16 protein-coding genes are annotated in these 14,693 nt (G+C 74.6%); 8 read left to right on the top strand and 8 right to left on the bottom strand.

All coding sequences use genetic code 11. The features are described from left to right. Nucleotides 1-321 precede the first annotated feature (321 nt). Nucleotides 322-1,857, top strand: a complete 1,536-nt coding sequence (locus BS73_RS10330) for an LCP family protein (RefSeq protein ID WP_037571298.1) — start codon at nt 322-324, stop codon at nt 1,855-1,857. Nucleotides 1,858-1,964: 107 nt separating this feature from the next. Here the strand turns inward: BS73_RS10330 and BS73_RS10325 are convergent, their stop codons facing one another. Beyond that, nucleotides 1,965-2,969, bottom strand: coding sequence for an alpha/beta fold hydrolase (locus tag BS73_RS10325; protein ID WP_037571294.1), 1,005 nt, complete (start codon nt 2,967-2,969; stop codon nt 1,965-1,967). A 182-nt stretch (nt 2,970-3,151) separates the two neighbouring features. Between BS73_RS10325 and BS73_RS10320 the strand changes: the two genes are divergently transcribed. Next, complete coding sequence (locus tag BS73_RS10320) at nt 3,152-3,940, top strand: SDR family NAD(P)-dependent oxidoreductase (RefSeq protein ID WP_037571292.1); 789 nt, start codon at nt 3,152-3,154, stop codon at nt 3,938-3,940. 70 nt (nt 3,941-4,010) lie between these two features. Here BS73_RS10320 and BS73_RS10315 read toward each other — a convergent pair whose 3' ends face one another. Next, nucleotides 4,011-4,361, bottom strand: coding sequence for a VOC family protein (locus BS73_RS10315; RefSeq protein ID WP_037571289.1), 351 nt, complete (start codon nt 4,359-4,361; stop codon nt 4,011-4,013). 128 nt (nt 4,362-4,489) lie between these two features. On the opposite strand from BS73_RS10315, the gene BS73_RS10310 reads away from it, so the two are divergent. Further along, the gene (locus tag BS73_RS10310; RefSeq protein ID WP_037571287.1) at nt 4,490-4,909 is read left to right on the top strand and encodes a helix-turn-helix transcriptional regulator; all 420 of its coding nucleotides are present in this window, start codon (nt 4,490-4,492) and stop codon (nt 4,907-4,909) included. 74 nt (nt 4,910-4,983) lie between these two features. After that, nucleotides 4,984-5,427, top strand: coding sequence for a VOC family protein (locus BS73_RS10305; RefSeq protein WP_037571277.1), 444 nt, complete (start codon nt 4,984-4,986; stop codon nt 5,425-5,427). A 58-nt stretch (nt 5,428-5,485) separates the two neighbouring features. Here the strand turns inward: BS73_RS10305 and BS73_RS10300 are convergent, their stop codons facing one another. Together BS73_RS10300 and BS73_RS10295 are read right to left on the bottom strand one after the other, a co-directional pair. Beyond that, the gene (locus BS73_RS10300; protein ID WP_037571275.1) at nt 5,486-6,064 is read right to left on the bottom strand and encodes a MarR family winged helix-turn-helix transcriptional regulator; all 579 of its coding nucleotides are present in this window, start codon (nt 6,062-6,064) and stop codon (nt 5,486-5,488) included. Then, complete coding sequence (locus BS73_RS10295; RefSeq protein ID WP_084703952.1) at nt 5,988-7,550, bottom strand: pyridoxal phosphate-dependent decarboxylase family protein; 1,563 nt, start codon at nt 7,548-7,550, stop codon at nt 5,988-5,990. The genes BS73_RS10300 and BS73_RS10295 overlap by 77 nt, the downstream gene beginning before the upstream one ends. Nucleotides 7,551-7,741: 191 nt before the next feature. Here BS73_RS10295 and BS73_RS38170 point away from each other — a divergent pair, with 191 nt between their 5' ends. After that, nucleotides 7,742-8,530, top strand: a complete 789-nt coding sequence (locus BS73_RS38170; RefSeq protein WP_051939778.1) for a VC0807 family protein — start codon at nt 7,742-7,744, stop codon at nt 8,528-8,530. Nucleotides 8,531-8,647: 117 nt separating this feature from the next. Here BS73_RS38170 and BS73_RS10285 read toward each other — a convergent pair whose 3' ends face one another. Beyond that, entirely contained in the window at nt 8,648-10,222 is a 1,575-nt protein-coding gene (locus BS73_RS10285) for an alpha-amylase family glycosyl hydrolase (protein WP_037571272.1), read from the bottom strand. Between the two features lie 94 nt (nt 10,223-10,316). On the opposite strand from BS73_RS10285, the gene BS73_RS40925 reads away from it, so the two are divergent. The 3 genes from BS73_RS40925 (at nt 10,317) to BS73_RS10275 (ending at nt 11,573) form a co-directional block, all read left to right on the top strand. Continuing rightward, on the top strand, nt 10,317-10,397 hold the full coding sequence (locus BS73_RS40925) for a putative leader peptide (protein ID WP_407675134.1): 81 nt from the start codon (nt 10,317-10,319) through the stop codon (nt 10,395-10,397). Nucleotides 10,398-10,621: 224 nt separating this feature from the next. Then, a complete protein-coding gene (locus tag BS73_RS10280) occupies nt 10,622-11,155 on the top strand; it encodes a cysteine dioxygenase (protein ID WP_051939777.1) in 534 nt (177 codons plus the stop codon). Nucleotides 11,156-11,189: 34 nt separating this feature from the next. After that, nucleotides 11,190-11,573 (top strand): rhodanese-like domain-containing protein, encoded by a 384-nt coding sequence (locus BS73_RS10275; protein ID WP_037571270.1) that lies wholly within the window; start codon nt 11,190-11,192, stop codon nt 11,571-11,573. Between the two features lie 18 nt (nt 11,574-11,591). Here the strand turns inward: BS73_RS10275 and BS73_RS10270 are convergent, their stop codons facing one another. From BS73_RS10270 to BS73_RS10260, 3 genes are all read right to left on the bottom strand, one after another. After that, nucleotides 11,592-12,797: a 4-hydroxybenzoate 3-monooxygenase gene (locus BS73_RS10270; protein ID WP_037571268.1), complete on the bottom strand. Its 1,206-nt coding sequence runs from the start codon at nt 12,795-12,797 to the stop codon at nt 11,592-11,594. Nucleotides 12,798-12,954: 157 nt separating this feature from the next. Next, nucleotides 12,955-13,926 carry an MsnO8 family LLM class oxidoreductase gene (locus BS73_RS10265; protein WP_037571265.1) on the bottom strand — a complete coding sequence of 324 codons (972 nt, stop codon included), beginning with the start codon at nt 13,924-13,926 and terminating at the stop codon, nt 12,955-12,957. Between the two features lie 41 nt (nt 13,927-13,967). Continuing rightward, entirely contained in the window at nt 13,968-14,684 is a 717-nt protein-coding gene (locus BS73_RS10260) for a FadR/GntR family transcriptional regulator (protein WP_037571263.1), read from the bottom strand. Nucleotides 14,685-14,693: the final 9 nt, after the last annotated feature.

Below are 14,693 nucleotides of genomic sequence, written 5' to 3'. Positions count from 1 at the left end.
TATAATCAGCGCGACCGTCTCCACGAGTCGGTCGCCATCGCTTCACGAGACCCATCGCCGGGCGAGCGGAAGCGCAGCAGCAACAGCTCGTCTTCTGCCTACGGATGGGGGCTTCTCGTGGCCGTACAGGACACACCTGCCTCGGGGGCGACCGGCTACCCGGGGGCTCCCGGCGGTCGCGCCGCCGCACGCCGGGCGGGGCACGGCCGGTCCGCGCCGCCACCCCCCGGCAGACACGGCGGCCACGGCGGCCACGGCGGCGGCCGGGGCAGGCGCTCGCGCCGCGGGCGTCCCCGCAAGCGCCGGGGCGGCCGCATCCTGATGGGCCTGGCCGCCTTCATCCTGGTGATAGCCGGCGGCGGATACGTCTACGTCCACCACCTGGACGCCAACATCCAGCACGGCGTGCTGGACGCCGGGACCACCCCGCAGAAGGGGAAGACCATCCCCGGCGTGCTGAACATCCTGGTCATCGGCTCGGACACGCGGAACAGCGCGCTGGACACCAAGCTCGGCGGCTCGGACGACTCGCTGCCGCACGCCGACGTCGAGATGCTGGTGCACGTCTCGGCGGACCACAAGAACGCGACCGTGCTCAGCATCCCGCGCGACACCGACATCGCCATGCCCTCCTGCACCCAGCACGGCCGCACCTTTCCCGGGGCGGAGCACGCCCAGATCACCAACAGCCTGAACCACGGCGCGGGTTGCACGGTGGCCGCGGTGAACTCGCTGACCAAGGTGCAGATCACCCACTACATGGTGGTCGACTTCAGCGGCGTGGTGAACATGTCGGACGCGGTCGGCGGGGTCAGCGTCTGCGTGGACCACAACGTCTACGACCCGGCCTCCCACCTCAAGCTCTCCCGGGGCAGCCACGTCCTCAAGGGGCAGGCCGCGCTGGAGTTCCTGCGCACCAGGCACGGCTTCGGCGACGGCGGCGACGTCGGGCGCACGGTGGCCCAGCACGTCTTCCTCAGCGCGATGATCCGCAAGCTGAAGAGCGCCAGCACGCTGACCAATCCGAGCGACGTCTTCGGTCTCGCCGAGGCCGCCTCCCGGGCCTTCTCGGTGGACGACGGGCTGGACGGCGCGACCAAGCTGGTGAGCCTGGCGAACACGCTGGGCCAGGTGCCGACCGGGCACATCGACTTCGTCACCATGCCGGTGGCCCAGGACCCGTACAATCCGACCGCCTGGGTGGTTCCGGGGCCGGGGGCCACACAGCTCTTCCAGGCGATAGCCGACGACCAGTCGCTGAGCCCGGCCAAGTCGTCCTCCGCCGGGAAGTCCGGGCAGGGGGCGTCGGCCTCGGCGACCGCCGGGCCCGCCATCTCCCCGGCCTCCGTGCCGATCCACGTCCTCAACGGGGCCTACGTCAACGGGGCGGCGGTGCCGGGGCTGGCCGGCGAGGTCCAGCAGAAGCTCGCCGACGCGGGGTACAACGACACCGTCAAGGGCGACACCTCGTCCGTCGCTTCGACGAGAATCCAGTACTCCACCGCGAACCCGCGCTACAAGCAGGAGGCCCAGCAGGTCGCCGCGGCCCTGGGCCTGCCCTCCTCCGCCCTCGATCCGACCGGCACCCACCACTCGCTCTACCTGCTGCTCGGCCCGGACGCCCGCTCGCTCTCCGGGGCCGGCGGCGGTTCGCCGAGCGCCAAGCCCTCGGTGGACATCAAGGCGGCGACGGCCGGCGCGCACACCGAGAACGCCGCGAACGGCACGGGCTGCGCCAAGGCCAACACCTACCCGCTCGGCGGGCTCCCGCCGGACCTCGCCTCCTGGAACGGACTCAGCGTGGAGGAGGCCTACGCCAGGGCCGAGGAGAAGCACATCCCCGACTCCGACAAGTGACCCGAGGCCCCGAGTCCCCGAGGGGTCGGGTGAGGTGACGGGTCGTCAGCGGCGGCCGATCGGCGGCGGTCGCTGGTGGACACTCCCTGCTATCACTCCTATCGCTCCTATCGCTCCGCGCTCTGCGGGCCGTCCAGTTCCCTGAGCCAGTCCAGAAGGAGGCGGTTGACCTCCTCCGGGCGCTCCTGCTGGAGGAAGTGGCCGGTGGCGGGGAGGAGATGGGAGGCGGAGAGGGCGGGGAGAGTGCTGGGGTAGGCGGCGATGGCGTCCGCGAGCCAGGTGGTGGAGGCGTCCAGCGCGCCGCCGATGAAGAGCGAGGGCTGGCGGATCGGAGCTCCCTCGTACGCGGCGAGGTCCGCCCAGTCGCGGTCCATGGTGCGGTAGCGGTTGAGCCCGCCGGTGAGCCCGGTGCGGGCGAACTCGGCGGCGTAGACGTCGAGTTCGGCGGGGGAGAGCCAGGAGGGCAGCTTGTCGCCCGCGGCCGGGAAGCGGTCGCGGAGCCGACCGCCGCGGGAGACGAAGTGCGGGTCTGGCGCGTCCGGCCCCGGCATCGTGTCGGCGGAGAGCGCCGCGTAGAAGCCGGCCAGCCAGCCGCGGACGTCGGGGTCGATCTCGCGCTCCGCGCGGCCGGGCTCCTGGAAGTAGGAGACGTAGAACTCCTCCGCCCCGCCGCTCGCCGCCGCCATCGCGGCGAAGGCCTCGGTCGGGCGCGGCCCGCCCGGCGGCGAGTACGGCACGCTGAGCAGGGCGACCGCGCGGAACAGCTCCGGGCGCAGCAGCGCCGAGCTCGCGGCGATCGTCGCGCCCCAGTCGTGGCCGACCAGCACCGCGGACTCCGCGCCCAGGCCCTCCAGCACGGCGGCGTTGTCCGCGACCAGCTCCGTCATCCGGTAGGCCTCGACCGCCTCCGGCCGGGCGGAGCGCCCGTAGCCGCGGACGTCGATCGCCGCCGCGCGATAGCCGGCCGCGGCCAGCGCGGGCAGCTGGCGGCGCCAGGAGTACCAGGTCTCCGGGAAGCCGTGCACCAGCAGCACGAGTGGTCCGCTGCCCTGCTCCGCGACGTGGATCGGACCGGCGGGGCCGTCCAGCAGCCGGTGTCGGGGATCGGTCATGGGGTCCTCCGGGGCTCGGGTCGGGGCGGGGCGGGGGAGAGCCGTGGCGCCGCGGCGGTCCCGATGATGCGTCAGCCCCGGCTTCCGGAGGGAGGCGAGTTGCCGGAACGGCAAGAACGGGGCGATGGCGGCCCCGCGCGAACGGCCGGACACCCTGGGGGCGCGCCGGTTAGGGTGCGTGGATGATCGATCAGAAATCGCAGGGCTATCTCGCGCGACTCTTCACGCTGGACGGCCGGACCGCCGTGGTGACCGGCGGGAGCTCCGGCATCGGCCGGGCCATCGCGGAGGCTCTCGCCCGGGCCGGCGCGAGGGTGGTGGTCATCGCCCGGCGGGAGGCCGAACTCGCGGCCACCGTCGAGGAGTTGGCGGCCGTCGGCGCCAGTGCGGCCTGGGTGGCCGCGGACCTCGGCAGCCGGGCGGGCGTCCGCGGCGCGGCCGAGCGCGCGGTGGAGCCGTTCGGGGAGCCGGACATCCTGGTCAACAGCGCCGGGATCAACCTCCGCCCGCCGATGGGGGAGCTCGGCGAGGAGGTCTGGGACGCCACCATGGCGGTCAACCTGGAGGCGCCCTACCTGCTGGGCCAGCGCTTCGGCCCCGGCATGGCCGAGCGCGGCCACGGCCGGATCATCCACGTCAGCTCGCAGCAGGCGCACCGGGCCTTCGTGCAGAGCGGCGCCTACGGGGTCTCCAAGGGCGGTCTTGAGTCGCTGGCCCGCTCCCAGGCCGAGGCCTGGTCGGCGCACGGGGTGACGGCGAACACGCTGGTGCCGGGGGTCGTCCTGACGCCGCTGAACGCGCGCATCGCCGCCGACCCGGAACGGGCGGCCGCGCTGGCGGCGCGCACCATGGTCGGCCGGAACGGCCTGGCCGAGGACTTCGCCGGGGCGGCGGTCTTCCTGGCCAGCGACTCCGCGGCGTACGTCACCGGGCAGTCGATCTTCGTCGACGGCGGCCTCTCGGTGCACTGAGCGGCGCGGGGCGCCGGGCGGCGGGCCCTCCGGGAGGGGGCCCGCCGCCCGGCGCCCTTGCCGCGGCGGGTCAGGAGGTGAGGCCGATCGGGTTGCCGTCCGAATCCTTCACCGTGGCGACCAGCTTGCCGCCGCCGACGTCCCGCGGCTCCACCAGCGTCTCGGCGCCCGCCGCCTTCAGCGACTCCACCGCGGCCTTCACGTCCGGGACGGTGAAGTAGGGCACCGGGCCGCTCATGTTCTGCTGCTCGTGGCCGTTCGGCACCAGGCCGACGGCCGCCGAGCCGACCTGGTAGTGGATGTAGTAGGGCTCGTCGATGGTCGGCTCCGCGCCGAGGAGGTCGGTGAAGACGGCCTTGGCCTTCTCGGCGTCCCGCACGGGGTAGAGGACGTGCGCCAGGCCGGAGGATGATGCGGACATGTCGTGGCTCCTTGGTCGTCCGACACACGGTCGGTGTCGCGGTTCAAAACTAGGCGGCGGGCGCCTCCGGAGGCTTCTCCGATCCTGACCGGTTGGGCCGGTCGGGGGCGGCCTGCGATGCTGTCCGGGTGGAGCTGGATGACCTGGTGCGGCTGCGCCGCGCGCGGGACCGCATGGACCGCGACTACATGGAGCCGCTGGCGCTGCCGGAGCTGGCCCGGGAGGCGCTGATGTCGCCCGGCCACTTCTCCCGCAGCTTCCGCAAGGCGTACGGGGAGACCCCGTACGGCTATCTGATGACCCGTCGGGTCGAGCGGGCGAAGGCGCTGCTGCGGCGCGGGGACCTGAGCGTCACCGAGGTGTGCTTCGCGGTCGGCTGCACCTCGCTGGGCTCGTTCAGCTCGCGGTTCACCCGGCTGGTGGGCGAGACGCCGAGCGCGTACCGCGAGCGCGACCACTCCGCGAGCGAGTCCGTCCCGCCGTGCGTCGCCATGGTCTACACCCGCCCGCCGGCCCGCCCCGACCCGTGGACCCCGCCACCGCGATGAGCCCGCCCGCGTCCTGACTCGCGCCTTCGGTGCTGCGCCACCGGCCGCCCGCCGTGCGGCGGTAGCCTGCGGGCATGACTACTGAGTCCGCCTCGGCCGGCCCTCAGCTCACCGTGCAGAGCTGCTTCATCGCCGTCGACGACCACGACAAGGCGATCGCCTTCTACTGCGGCGCGCTGGGCCTCGAGGTGCAGAACGACGTGGGCTTCGAGGGGATGCGCTGGGTGACCGTCGGCTCGCCCGCGCAGCCGGACGTCTCGATCGTGCTCGAGCCGCCGGCCGCCGACCCGGCCGCCTCCCCGGCCGACCGGCAGGCCGCGCTTGAGCTGCTGGCCAAGGGGCTGCTGCGCGGGGTCATCTTCGCCACCCCGGACTGCGACGCCACCTTCGACCGGATCAAGGAGGCCGGCGGGGACGTCATCCAGGAGCCCACGGACATGCCCTACGGGGTCCGCGACTGCGCCTTCCGCGACCCGGCCGGCAACCTCCTCCGCTTCGTCCAGCGCAACCGGGACTGACGGCTCGCGGTTCGTCGGCGCGTCCGGCCCCCCGGGGCCCCGGTCCGAGCTCCGGGAGCTAGCCGCCGCGGGCCCGCCGGCGTCCCGATCGCCGCGGGCGCGGGTCGGCGCCGTCGAGGAGGCGCGACCTGCGGTCCCCGCCGTGGGCCTCGACGAAGGCGACGATGCGCCGCAGCGCGTCCGCCGTGTCGTGGCACTCCTCGCCGCTCAGCTCGGAGGTGACGAAGGCCTCCTCGGCGTTGAACGCCGGGAAGAGCCGCTGCATCAGCTCCTCGCCGCCGCCAGAGAGGGCGAGCAGCACCCGCCGCCGATCCGTCGGATGCCCGGAGCGGCGGACCAGGGCGCGCCCCTCCAGCGTCCGGGCGACCCCGGTCAGCGTCCCCTTGGAGATGCCGACCTCCTCGGCCACGTACCGGCTCTCCAGCTCGCCCCAGATCCACAGCACCCACAGCACCACGAACGCGGTCCAGGTGAGGTCGGCCTCGCGCAGAACCGAGTTCTCCATGTGCTGGCGGACGGCGGCCGCGGCCCGGTAGATGTTGGAGACCACGGCCATCTGCTCATGGTGGAGCGGGGCGCCGTCGAGCCGGGCCCGGACCTTCTTCTCGGTCTCGGTGAGGGAGCGGTCGCCCGGCACGATGGACTCTCCTCGGCTGCTCGGGAAGGTCGTTCGGGTTCGTCGGGTTCGTCGGGTTCGTTCGGGGTCGAATTGTACGGGCGAGGTGCTCCACACGTGAATGCAGGCGCTCGACGTACCCCTCCGATTCCGGCTTCATCAGAACGCTCCGCAGGATACGCGCGCCCCCGGCGCCCGCTCCCGGTACGAGGGCCGGGTGTCGCGCGGCCATCGCCGCCGCGGTGACCCGCAGGGTGGAGAGGAAGACCGGGTCGGCGGAGCCCGGCGCCATCCCGGCGGCGAGGACGGCGGCGCTGGCGGCGTCGATCGCGTCCAGGCTGCCGCCGCCGCCGGCGGCGGGCGGGCTCGGGAAGTAGCCGAGGATGTCCAGCTCCGGCTGCTGATAGAGGGTCAGCAGCTCAGACCCGCCGATCAGTTCGGCCCAGCGCAGCGCCGCCCGCCGCCCGGCGGCCAGCACCTCGCCGAGCCCCTCCCGGGTGGGCGGCAGCAGCCGGAAGGTGAGCCAGAGCGCCGCCGCGGCCGCCCCGGCCCGCGAGCACTCCAGGCTGATCTCCCCGAGATGCAGCTCGTCCGAGGTGAAGTAGGTGTAGGGCGAGTCGTGGAGGTAGAAGCGGCCGACCGCCGGGTCCCGGAAGAGCACCGCCCCGCAGCCGTACGGCTGGAGGCCGTGCTTGTGCGGGTCGACGACGATCGAGTCCGCGCGGGCGAGAGCCCGCCAGGGCCCCTCGGGTATCCCCAGGTCCCCGGCGAGGAGGGTGAAGAACCCGCCGTAGGCGGCGTCCACATGCACCCGCGCGCCGTACCGCGCGCACAGCTCCACGGCCTCGTCGACCGGGTCCACCGCGCCGAGGCCGGTGGTCCCGGCGGTGACCACGACGGTGCCGATCCGGCCGCCGCGGAGCAGCTCCGCCAGCGCGTCCAGGTCCATCCGGCCCCGGGCGTCGGCCGGTACGGAGTGGCTCTCGACGCCGAGGAGGGCGCACATCCGGCCGTGGGTGTAGTGCGCCTCGGCGCCGTAGGCGACGCCGAGGGCGGGGTGCGACTCGCGGGCGACGTACAGCGCCTCCAGGTTGGCGATGGTGCCGGAGGTGGTGAGATGGCCGAGGAAGTCGCCTCCGAAGTCACCGGTGTCGCCGGAGTCGCCGTAGCCGAACATGGCGGCCAGCTGCGCGACCGCCTCCCGCTCAAGCGCGGCGGTGGCCGGACCGCCGTCCAGGGCGTGGTTGTTGGGGTTGATCTGCATGGCGGCCACCGCCCCGGCGATCGCCGCCGGATGCGGCGGCTTGAGCATCTGCCCGGCGTAACGGGGGTGCTGGAAGGGGTAGTTGCCGCCCGGTGCGTGCAGACGCTCCGTCAACTCGTCGAAGGCGTCGGCGAACCGGCTCTCCGGCACTTCGAGCGACGGGTGCGCGGGCATCGGCCCGAAGGCCGCGGCCCAGCGTTCGTGGGCGTCCACGGCTCGGACGAGCCAGGCTCGCAGGTCCATCGGAAAGCTCCCCTCCGGTACGCCCGCTCGCACCGAGCAGGCGGTCCTGACGTGGCGTCATCCGTCCGCCATGACAACCGTCATGCCGGACCGGCGACGCCGCACACTGCTCCCGGGCGGCCCTCTCGGGCCATTCTCTGAGAGTCGACTCCCGCTACGGGGAACCGAGCTGACGCAGAGGCAGGCCGACGATGACCACCACCACCGCTCCCGAGACCACCACCGCTCCCGAGACCGCTGCCGCTCCCGAGACCGCCGCCGCCGCGACCGCCGCCGAGACCGCCGAGACGCCCGCGAGCGCCACCGCCGGTGCGATGAGCCCGGAGCAGCGCCGCGCCGAGATCGCCGCCACCCTCCGCCCCCTCCTGGTCGACGTGGCGCTGCCGATCGGCGCCTACTACCTGCTGCACGCGGCCGTCGGCCTGGCCACCGTTCCCTCGCTGGCCCTCGCCGCCGTGCCGCCCGCGCTGAGCGTGGCCTTCGCGGCGCTCCGGCAGCGCAGGCTGAACGGTCTCGCCGCGCTGATCCTCACGGTGAACGTGGCCGGGATCGCCGCCTCCGTCATCACCGGCGACCCGCGGCTGATGATCGCCAAGGACGGCCTCGTCAGCAGCGTGATCGGCCTGGTCCTGCTGGCCTCGGTGGCCCTCGGCCGCCCGCTGATGTCGACCGTGGTACGGGCCGCGTTCGTCCGGCGGTTCGAGGGCGCCGGGGCGCTCTGGGACCGGCTCTCCGCCGGCTCGCCGGCCTTCCGCCGCGCCGAGGCCGCCTTCAGCACGCTGTGGGGCCTCTGCCTCCTCGCCGAGTGCGCGGCCCGGGTGATCGGCGCCTACACCCTCCCGGTCTCCACCATGGTCTGGCTGCACACCGTCTTCCTGGCCGCCGCCCTCCTCCTCGGCTTCGCCCTCGGCCACCCGATCACCAACCGGATGGCGGCCCTGCTGAAGGCCGAGGCCCGGCAGCAGTCCTCGGCCGGCTGAGCTTCCGGCAGCCGCGGTCGGCCCCGGTCGGGTCAAGCCCTCCCGACCGGGGCCGACCGCGTCCGTCGGCGGCCCGGCGCAGGGCCGCCCGGCGCAGGGCCGAGCGGCCGGCGGGGGTCACTCGCGGAGGCGGAAGACGCCGTAGGAGAAGCCCTCGGTCCGCAGCACCTCGTCGTCCAGGGTCACCCCCCGGGTCAGCAGGGGCTCGGCGCCGGCCGCGGCGCCCGGCTTCAGCACGTCGTCGAGCTCGGCGGGGGCCCGGCGCGGGTTGATCGCGACCAGCAGCCGGCCGCGTCGGTAGACCAGCGGATAGCCGGAGTTGAGCACCTCGACCGGGGCGCCCGCGGTCAGCTCCGGCTCCGAGCGGCGCAGCCCGATCAGCCGCCGTACCTGGTTGAGGAGGGAGTCCGGGTCGGGCAGCTCGCCGGCCACCGTGGGGCGGTCGATGGCGCCGTCGACGGGCAGGTAGATCTGGTCCCCGGGGGCCGTGGAGAAACCGGCGTTGGGCTCGCCCTCCGCCCACTGCATCGGCGTCCGCGAACCCTGCCGCTGCTCGGTGCCGAGCCGGCTGCCCTCCTTCTCCGGGAGGCCGGGGATGAAGCGCATGCCGATCTCGTCGCCGTAGTAGACGACCGGGACGGTCGGCCAGGTCAGCGCGAAGGCGAAGGCCGGGGGCACCATCTCGCGGGTGCGCGGGCCGCAGACCAGCCGGGAGAAGTCGTGGTTGGCGGTCGGCAGGGCGGCGAAGCCCTCGCCGTTCATGGCGGCCTGCGCCTCCTCCCAGGCGGCCAGGAAGTCGCCGGGGGAGCCGAGCCCGTCCGGATCGAAGTAGCAGGGCAGGCCGTCGGCCCAACTCCCTTGGCTGCCCGTGCCGTTGTCCCAGAGCGAGCGCAGCGCCCGGCCCCGGAAGTGGAGGAAGAAGTCGGCGTGCAGACCGGCCGGGATCGCTCGCGCCGGGTCGCCCCACTCGGAGAGCAGCGCCCGGTCCGGCCACTCGGCGTCCAGCCAGTTCCGCATCTCCCGCCAGAGCCGGCCGGTCTCCACCCAGCCCGGGTCGTCCTTGACCAGCGAGTACGCCATGTCGACCCGGAAACCGGCGACGCCGAGCCGGAACCAGTAGGCCATGATCTCGCGCAGCGCGGCCCGGTTGGCCCGCGGGCCGGGCGCGTCCACCGGCTGCCGCCACGGCTCGGCCGGATCGGGGCGCCCGTAGCCGTAGTTGAGCGCGGGCTGGATCGGATAGAAGTTGGCCAGATAGTAGCCGCCGCGCCTGCCCAGGTTGGGCACCCACTTCTCGATCGGCGCCGCCAGCCGGTCGGACCAGATGTAGCGGTCGTCCCCTGGGGTCTCCGCGGACTCCCGGAACCAGGGGTGGAGGTGCGAGGTGTGGCCGGGGACGAGGTCCAGCATCACCCGGATGCCGCGCTCGCGCGCCTGCGCGACCAGCTCCTCCAGATCGGCGTTGCTGCCGTAGCGCGGGGCCACCCGGAGGTAGTCGGCGACGTCGTAGCCGCCGTCCCCGAACTCGGAGACGAAGCAGGGACTGATCCAGACGACGTCGATCCCCAGCCATCGCAGATAGTCCAACCGGGCGGTGATCCCCGGCAGATCGCCGATCCCGTCCCCGTCGGAGTCGGCGAAGGACGCCGGATAGATCTGGTAGACGACAGCATCCCGCAGCCACTTCAGCACGCCACAACGATCGCGGCCCTGCCCCCGCTCCCGCAACCCCCCTCGGGGCGCGCCTCCCGTCCGGGGGCTGCGGCGATGCTAGGGTGGCCGGACCATGGCCACGCGAACGAGGTTGATCAGGCGGCTCCACGTCGACCTTCAGCGTGTCAGCACCGCTGCGTGTACGGCCTACTGACGAGGACTCAGGAGCGCTGAGCCGCCGCCTGGCCGCCGGCCCCTCCTGAGCAGTGAGTGTCCCTTCCCGGTTCCCTGGCGCCGGCGGCTGCCTTCTCGGCATGCCCGCGCCCCGAGCCCGTTTCTCCGCCGACCTCGCCGTCCCCGGCCGGGCCGCCGCGCGCCGCAACCGCTGCCGCGCGCTGCCGCCGCCCGGCCGCGCTGCCGCACACCCGGAGGCCCCGCATGCCCCGCAGCCTTTCCGTCCGCCCGCTCCCTCTCGCCCGGCTGGCGGACTTCGTCCGCGGCCACCGCGTCACCCCCCAGCAGCTTGCCGCCCTGGACCCCGCTCCGGGGGAGCGGTGCTGGACCCGGCTGGACCCCGCCCCGCCCGCCGGGCTCGCCGGCTCCGACTGGGCGGTGTGGCTGATCGCCTGGGCCCCCGGCAGCAGCACCGGCTGGCACGACCACGGCCCCTCGGCGGGTGCCTTCGCCGTCCTCTCCGGAACGCTGACCGAGCGGTACGCCAGGCGGGCGGCGCGGACCGGGCCCGCGCTCGACCTGGCGCTGCCCCCGGGCGGTCCGCGCTCGCGCGCGCTGCGGACCGGCCAGGTCCGGCCGTTCGGCCCCGAGCACGTCCATGACGTCCTCAACACCGGTTCCGCAAACGCCTATTCACTCCACGCCTACGCTCGCGACCTGCCGCTGATGCGCCGCTACCGGCTGGACGGCGGCCGTCTGCTGCACACTGCGACGGAGGTGTCCGGTCGTGACTGGTGAGCGGAGCCTGCCGAGGACCGACGAAGGAGGACGGATGAGCGGTGTGGATCGACTGGTGGCCCTGGCCCGCTCCGGGGTGCACCGCCCCGGGCCCGCGGAGGCCCGGCGGGCCGCCGAGGCCGGTGCGCTGCTGGTGGACATCCGTCCGCAGGAGCAGCGGAGGCGGGAGGGCGCGATCCCGGGCGCGCTGGTGATCGAGCGCAACGTCCTGGAGTGGCGGCTGGACCCGGAGGGCTCCCACCACCTGCCGGAGGCCCGGGACCACGACGTCGAGGTGATCGTCTTCTGCTCCGAGGGCTACGCCTCCAGCCTGGCCGCGGCCTCCCTGCGCGAGCTCGGCCTCCACCGGGCCACCGACCTCGACGGCGGCTTCGCCGCCTGGGCGGCCCAGGGGCTGCCGACGGCACCGGCCGGCTGAGGCCCGTTCTCCCGGGCCTCACACCGTGGTGCGGACGCCCAGGTACATCTCCGCGAAGGCGCGGGCCGCGGTGTCCGAGGCGAAGATCCGCCGCAGTCGGGCCGTCGCCGCGCCGGCGCGGAAGCCGCCGGCTGCGGAGCCGTGGTAGACCTCGGCCAGCCACTCGGAGAACTCCAGGTAGTCCCAGGCCTGTTGGAGGGACCGGTCGGAGTACCCGGCGAGCGGTGCCTCGTCGCCGCCGCGCAGCACGGCCGCGTATCCGCGGGCCAGCCGCAGGGCGTCGAGGATCGCCAGGTTCATCCCCTTGGCGCCGATCGGCGCCACCAGGTGCGCCGAGTCGCCCGCGAGTTGGAGCCGCCCGACGGACATCGGCCGGACCAGGTAGTCGTGCAGCTCCAGCACCCGCTTCTCCAGCAGCGGCCCGCTCGCCAGCCGATGGCCCGGCTCCGGCACGGCCAGCCGGGCCTGGAGCTCGATCCAGGCGTGCTCGTCCGTCCACTCCTCGGCCGAGGTTCCGCGCGGCACCTGGAGGTAGAAGCGGGTCACCTCGGGGCCTCGCGGCATGTGCGCCGCGAAGCCGCGCGGGTGGATGCCCATGATCACGGTGTCCGCGGTGGGCGGGGTCCTGGCCAGCATCGCCAGCCAGTCCACCCCGTACTGGTGCCGGACGAGCGAGGCGCCCGCGGCGACCAGCGCGTCCCGGCTCACCCCCCGGGCGCCGTCGCAGCCGGCCACGAAGGCGCACTCGGCGGTGTGCGCCGCCTCCGGATGGCCGCTCTCCGGCTCGGTCCAGGCGACGGTCGGCCGCGGCCCCTCGGTCGCACCGTGGAGGCGCAGCCCCCGCACGCCGAACCGGACCTCGCCGCCGTCCGACTCGAACCGCTCCAGCAGGTCGCGGACGAGCGACTGCTGCGGATAGACCACGTGGTGATGGCCCGTCAGGCGGGCGTAGTCCAGGACCCTCCGCTCGCCCTCGAACCGGAACTCCACGCTGCCGTGCCGCGGAGCCTCGGCGCTGAGCGCCTTGGAGGCGAGGCCGCAGGCCTCCAGGGCGCGCACCGCCCACTCCTCCAGGAAGCCCGCCCGGGGCGTGCTGACCACCGCCTCGCGGGAGGCCTGTTCGAGCACCAGGCAGTCGATGCCCTCCTGGCGCAGCCGGTTGGCCAGGGTGAGCCCCGCCGGACCGGCGCCGACCACGACGACCTCGGCGCTGATCGCCGCCATCTTCCACTCCCCGTTCGAACTGAGATGCGTGGGTGCGTGGGGATTGGATCGCAGTCGCCGAGTACCCGTCAAGCTCAGCCGCAGACCGGACCGCAGACCGGACCGCAGACCGGGCCGCCCAGCAGGCCGCCCAGCGGGCCGCGGGCCCCGCCGCCGATCACAGGGACTCCAGCAGGCGCGCCAACCGGCGGTGCGAGGCCAGGAGTTCGTCCCGGTCCGGCGTGCTGGTGGTGGCCAGCAGCTCCGCCGCCCGGGTGCGCTCGACCAGATCGGCAAGCCGCTCGCCGACCACCGCCTCCGGCCCGAACACCGCGGCCCCCAGCGACCGTTCGACGTCCTCGCGCTCGCGCCCGCTCAGCGGCGCGGCCAGCGCCTCGGCGACGCCGGGCAGCGCCGGGTAGTCCCCGCGGCTCCGCGCGTACGCCCCGGACCAGGCCTCCGGCAGCAGCAACGCCCGCGCCTCCGCCGCGGTGTCGGCGACCGCCACGTCCAGCGCGAGGAGCAGCCGGCCCCGGCCGCCGGGGGCAGCGGCGTGGTACCGGTCCGCCGCCGCGTAGAGCTGCTCCTCCCCGCGGGCCGCGGCCAGCACCAGCGGCAGCCCCAGCTCGGCCGCCGTCTCCACCGCGGCCCCGGGCCCGGTGGCCAGCACGAAGAGCGGGACGGACACCTCCAGGGACGGTCTGGCCCGCACCCCGCGCACCCCCTCCGGGGTGAAGTAGCCCATCAGCTCGTCGAGTTGGCTACGGAGGTCGCCCCGCTCCGCGACGCCGAGGGCCGCCCGGACGGCCGGGGTGAAGCCCAGCGAGCGGCCCACGCCGAGATCGATCCGGCCGGGGAAGAGCGACTCCAGCACCCCGAACTGCTCGGCGACCACCAGCGGCCGGTGGTTCGGCAGCATCACCCCGCCGGTGCCCACCCGGATCCGGGAGGTGGCCGCGGCGACCGCCGCCGCGAGGACGGCCGGCGCCGAGCCGGCCACCCCCGGCACCCCATGGTGCTCGGAGACCCAGAAGCGGTGCAGCCCCAGCGCCTCCGCCCGCTGCGCCAGCCGGACCGTGGCCCGCAGCGCCGCCGGGGCGTCCTCGCCGGTGCGGATCCTCGACCGGTCCAGCATGGAGAGCGCGATCATGCCGTCCAGCCTGCCACGCCTCGGAGCCGCCGCCCCGGCTGCTACTCCTGCTCGGCCTCCGCCGCCGCCTGCCACTCCAGCAGCTTCACCTGCCCGACGGCCTCCACATGGTGGTGCATCGCCGCCGCCGCGGCCTCCGGGTCGCCGGCCCGGACCGCCTCGGCGACCGCCCGGTGCTGTCCCAGCGACTGGGCCGGCCGCCCCGGCTGGCGCAGCGATTCGCCACGGGACTCCGCGATCGAGCCGGAGATCTCCGTCATGAACCTGGCCAGCAGCGCGCTGTGGGCGGCCGCGGTGACGGCCGCGTGGAAGCGGGCGTCCTCGGCCTTGCCCAGCTCGCCGCGGTCGACCGCCTCGGCCATCGCGGCCAGCGCGGCCTCGATCGCGGCCAGGTCCTCCTCGGTACGGCGGACGGCGGCCAGCGCGGCGATCTTGGTCTCCAGCGCGTCCCGGGCGTCCAGCACGTCCGGCAGCAGCTCGCGCCGGGCGGCCATCGCCTCCAGCGGCTCCGCGTCCAGCCGGTCCCGGAGGAGGTAGGTGCCGCCGCCGTGCCGCACCTCCACCAGGCCCTGCACCTCCAGGGCGACGATCGCCTGCCGGACGGAGGTCCGGCTGACTCCGAGCTTCTCGGCGAGATCCCGCTCCGGCGGCAGCCGGTCGCCCGCCCGCATGCCGTGATCCTGGACGAACTGCCGCAGGCTGGCCACGACCTGCTCGTACAGCCGGGGGCGGGAGAGCGGGCGCAGGGCCTCGGACACGGGTCCACC

Origin of the sequence: Phaeacidiphilus oryzae TH49 (assembly GCF_000744815.1) — a bacterium.
Taxonomy (GTDB): Bacteria; Actinomycetota; Actinomycetes; order Streptomycetales; family Streptomycetaceae; genus Phaeacidiphilus; species Phaeacidiphilus oryzae.
The sequence above is the reverse complement of the archived record's forward strand: the minus strand, read 5'-3'. Positions and strand labels throughout refer to the sequence as shown.

What these genes read in the sequence shown, in the direction of transcription:
- BS73_RS10330 (WP_037571298.1), top strand. Translation starts at nt 322, where the DNA reads ATGGGCCTGGCCGCCTTCATCCTGGTGATAGCCGGCGGCGGATACGTC.
- BS73_RS10325 (WP_037571294.1), bottom strand. Translation starts at nt 2,969, where the DNA reads ATGACCGATCCCCGACACCGGCTGCTGGACGGCCCCGCCGGTCCGATC.
- BS73_RS10320 (WP_037571292.1), top strand. Translation starts at nt 3,152, where the DNA reads ATGATCGATCAGAAATCGCAGGGCTATCTCGCGCGACTCTTCACGCTG.
- BS73_RS10315 (WP_037571289.1), bottom strand. Translation starts at nt 4,361, where the DNA reads ATGTCCGCATCATCCTCCGGCCTGGCGCACGTCCTCTACCCCGTGCGG.
- BS73_RS10305 (WP_037571277.1), top strand. Translation starts at nt 4,984, where the DNA reads ATGACTACTGAGTCCGCCTCGGCCGGCCCTCAGCTCACCGTGCAGAGC.
- BS73_RS10295 (WP_084703952.1), bottom strand. Translation starts at nt 7,550, where the DNA reads ATGGACCTGCGAGCCTGGCTCGTCCGAGCCGTGGACGCCCACGAACGC.
- BS73_RS38170 (WP_051939778.1), top strand. Translation starts at nt 7,742, where the DNA reads ATGACCACCACCACCGCTCCCGAGACCACCACCGCTCCCGAGACCGCT.
- BS73_RS40925 (WP_407675134.1), top strand. Translation starts at nt 10,317, where the DNA reads ATGGCCACGCGAACGAGGTTGATCAGGCGGCTCCACGTCGACCTTCAG.
- BS73_RS10280 (WP_051939777.1), top strand. Translation starts at nt 10,622, where the DNA reads ATGCCCCGCAGCCTTTCCGTCCGCCCGCTCCCTCTCGCCCGGCTGGCG.
- BS73_RS10275 (WP_037571270.1), top strand. Translation starts at nt 11,190, where the DNA reads ATGAGCGGTGTGGATCGACTGGTGGCCCTGGCCCGCTCCGGGGTGCAC.
- BS73_RS10270 (WP_037571268.1), bottom strand. Translation starts at nt 12,797, where the DNA reads ATGGCGGCGATCAGCGCCGAGGTCGTCGTGGTCGGCGCCGGTCCGGCG.
- BS73_RS10265 (WP_037571265.1), bottom strand. Translation starts at nt 13,926, where the DNA reads ATGATCGCGCTCTCCATGCTGGACCGGTCGAGGATCCGCACCGGCGAG.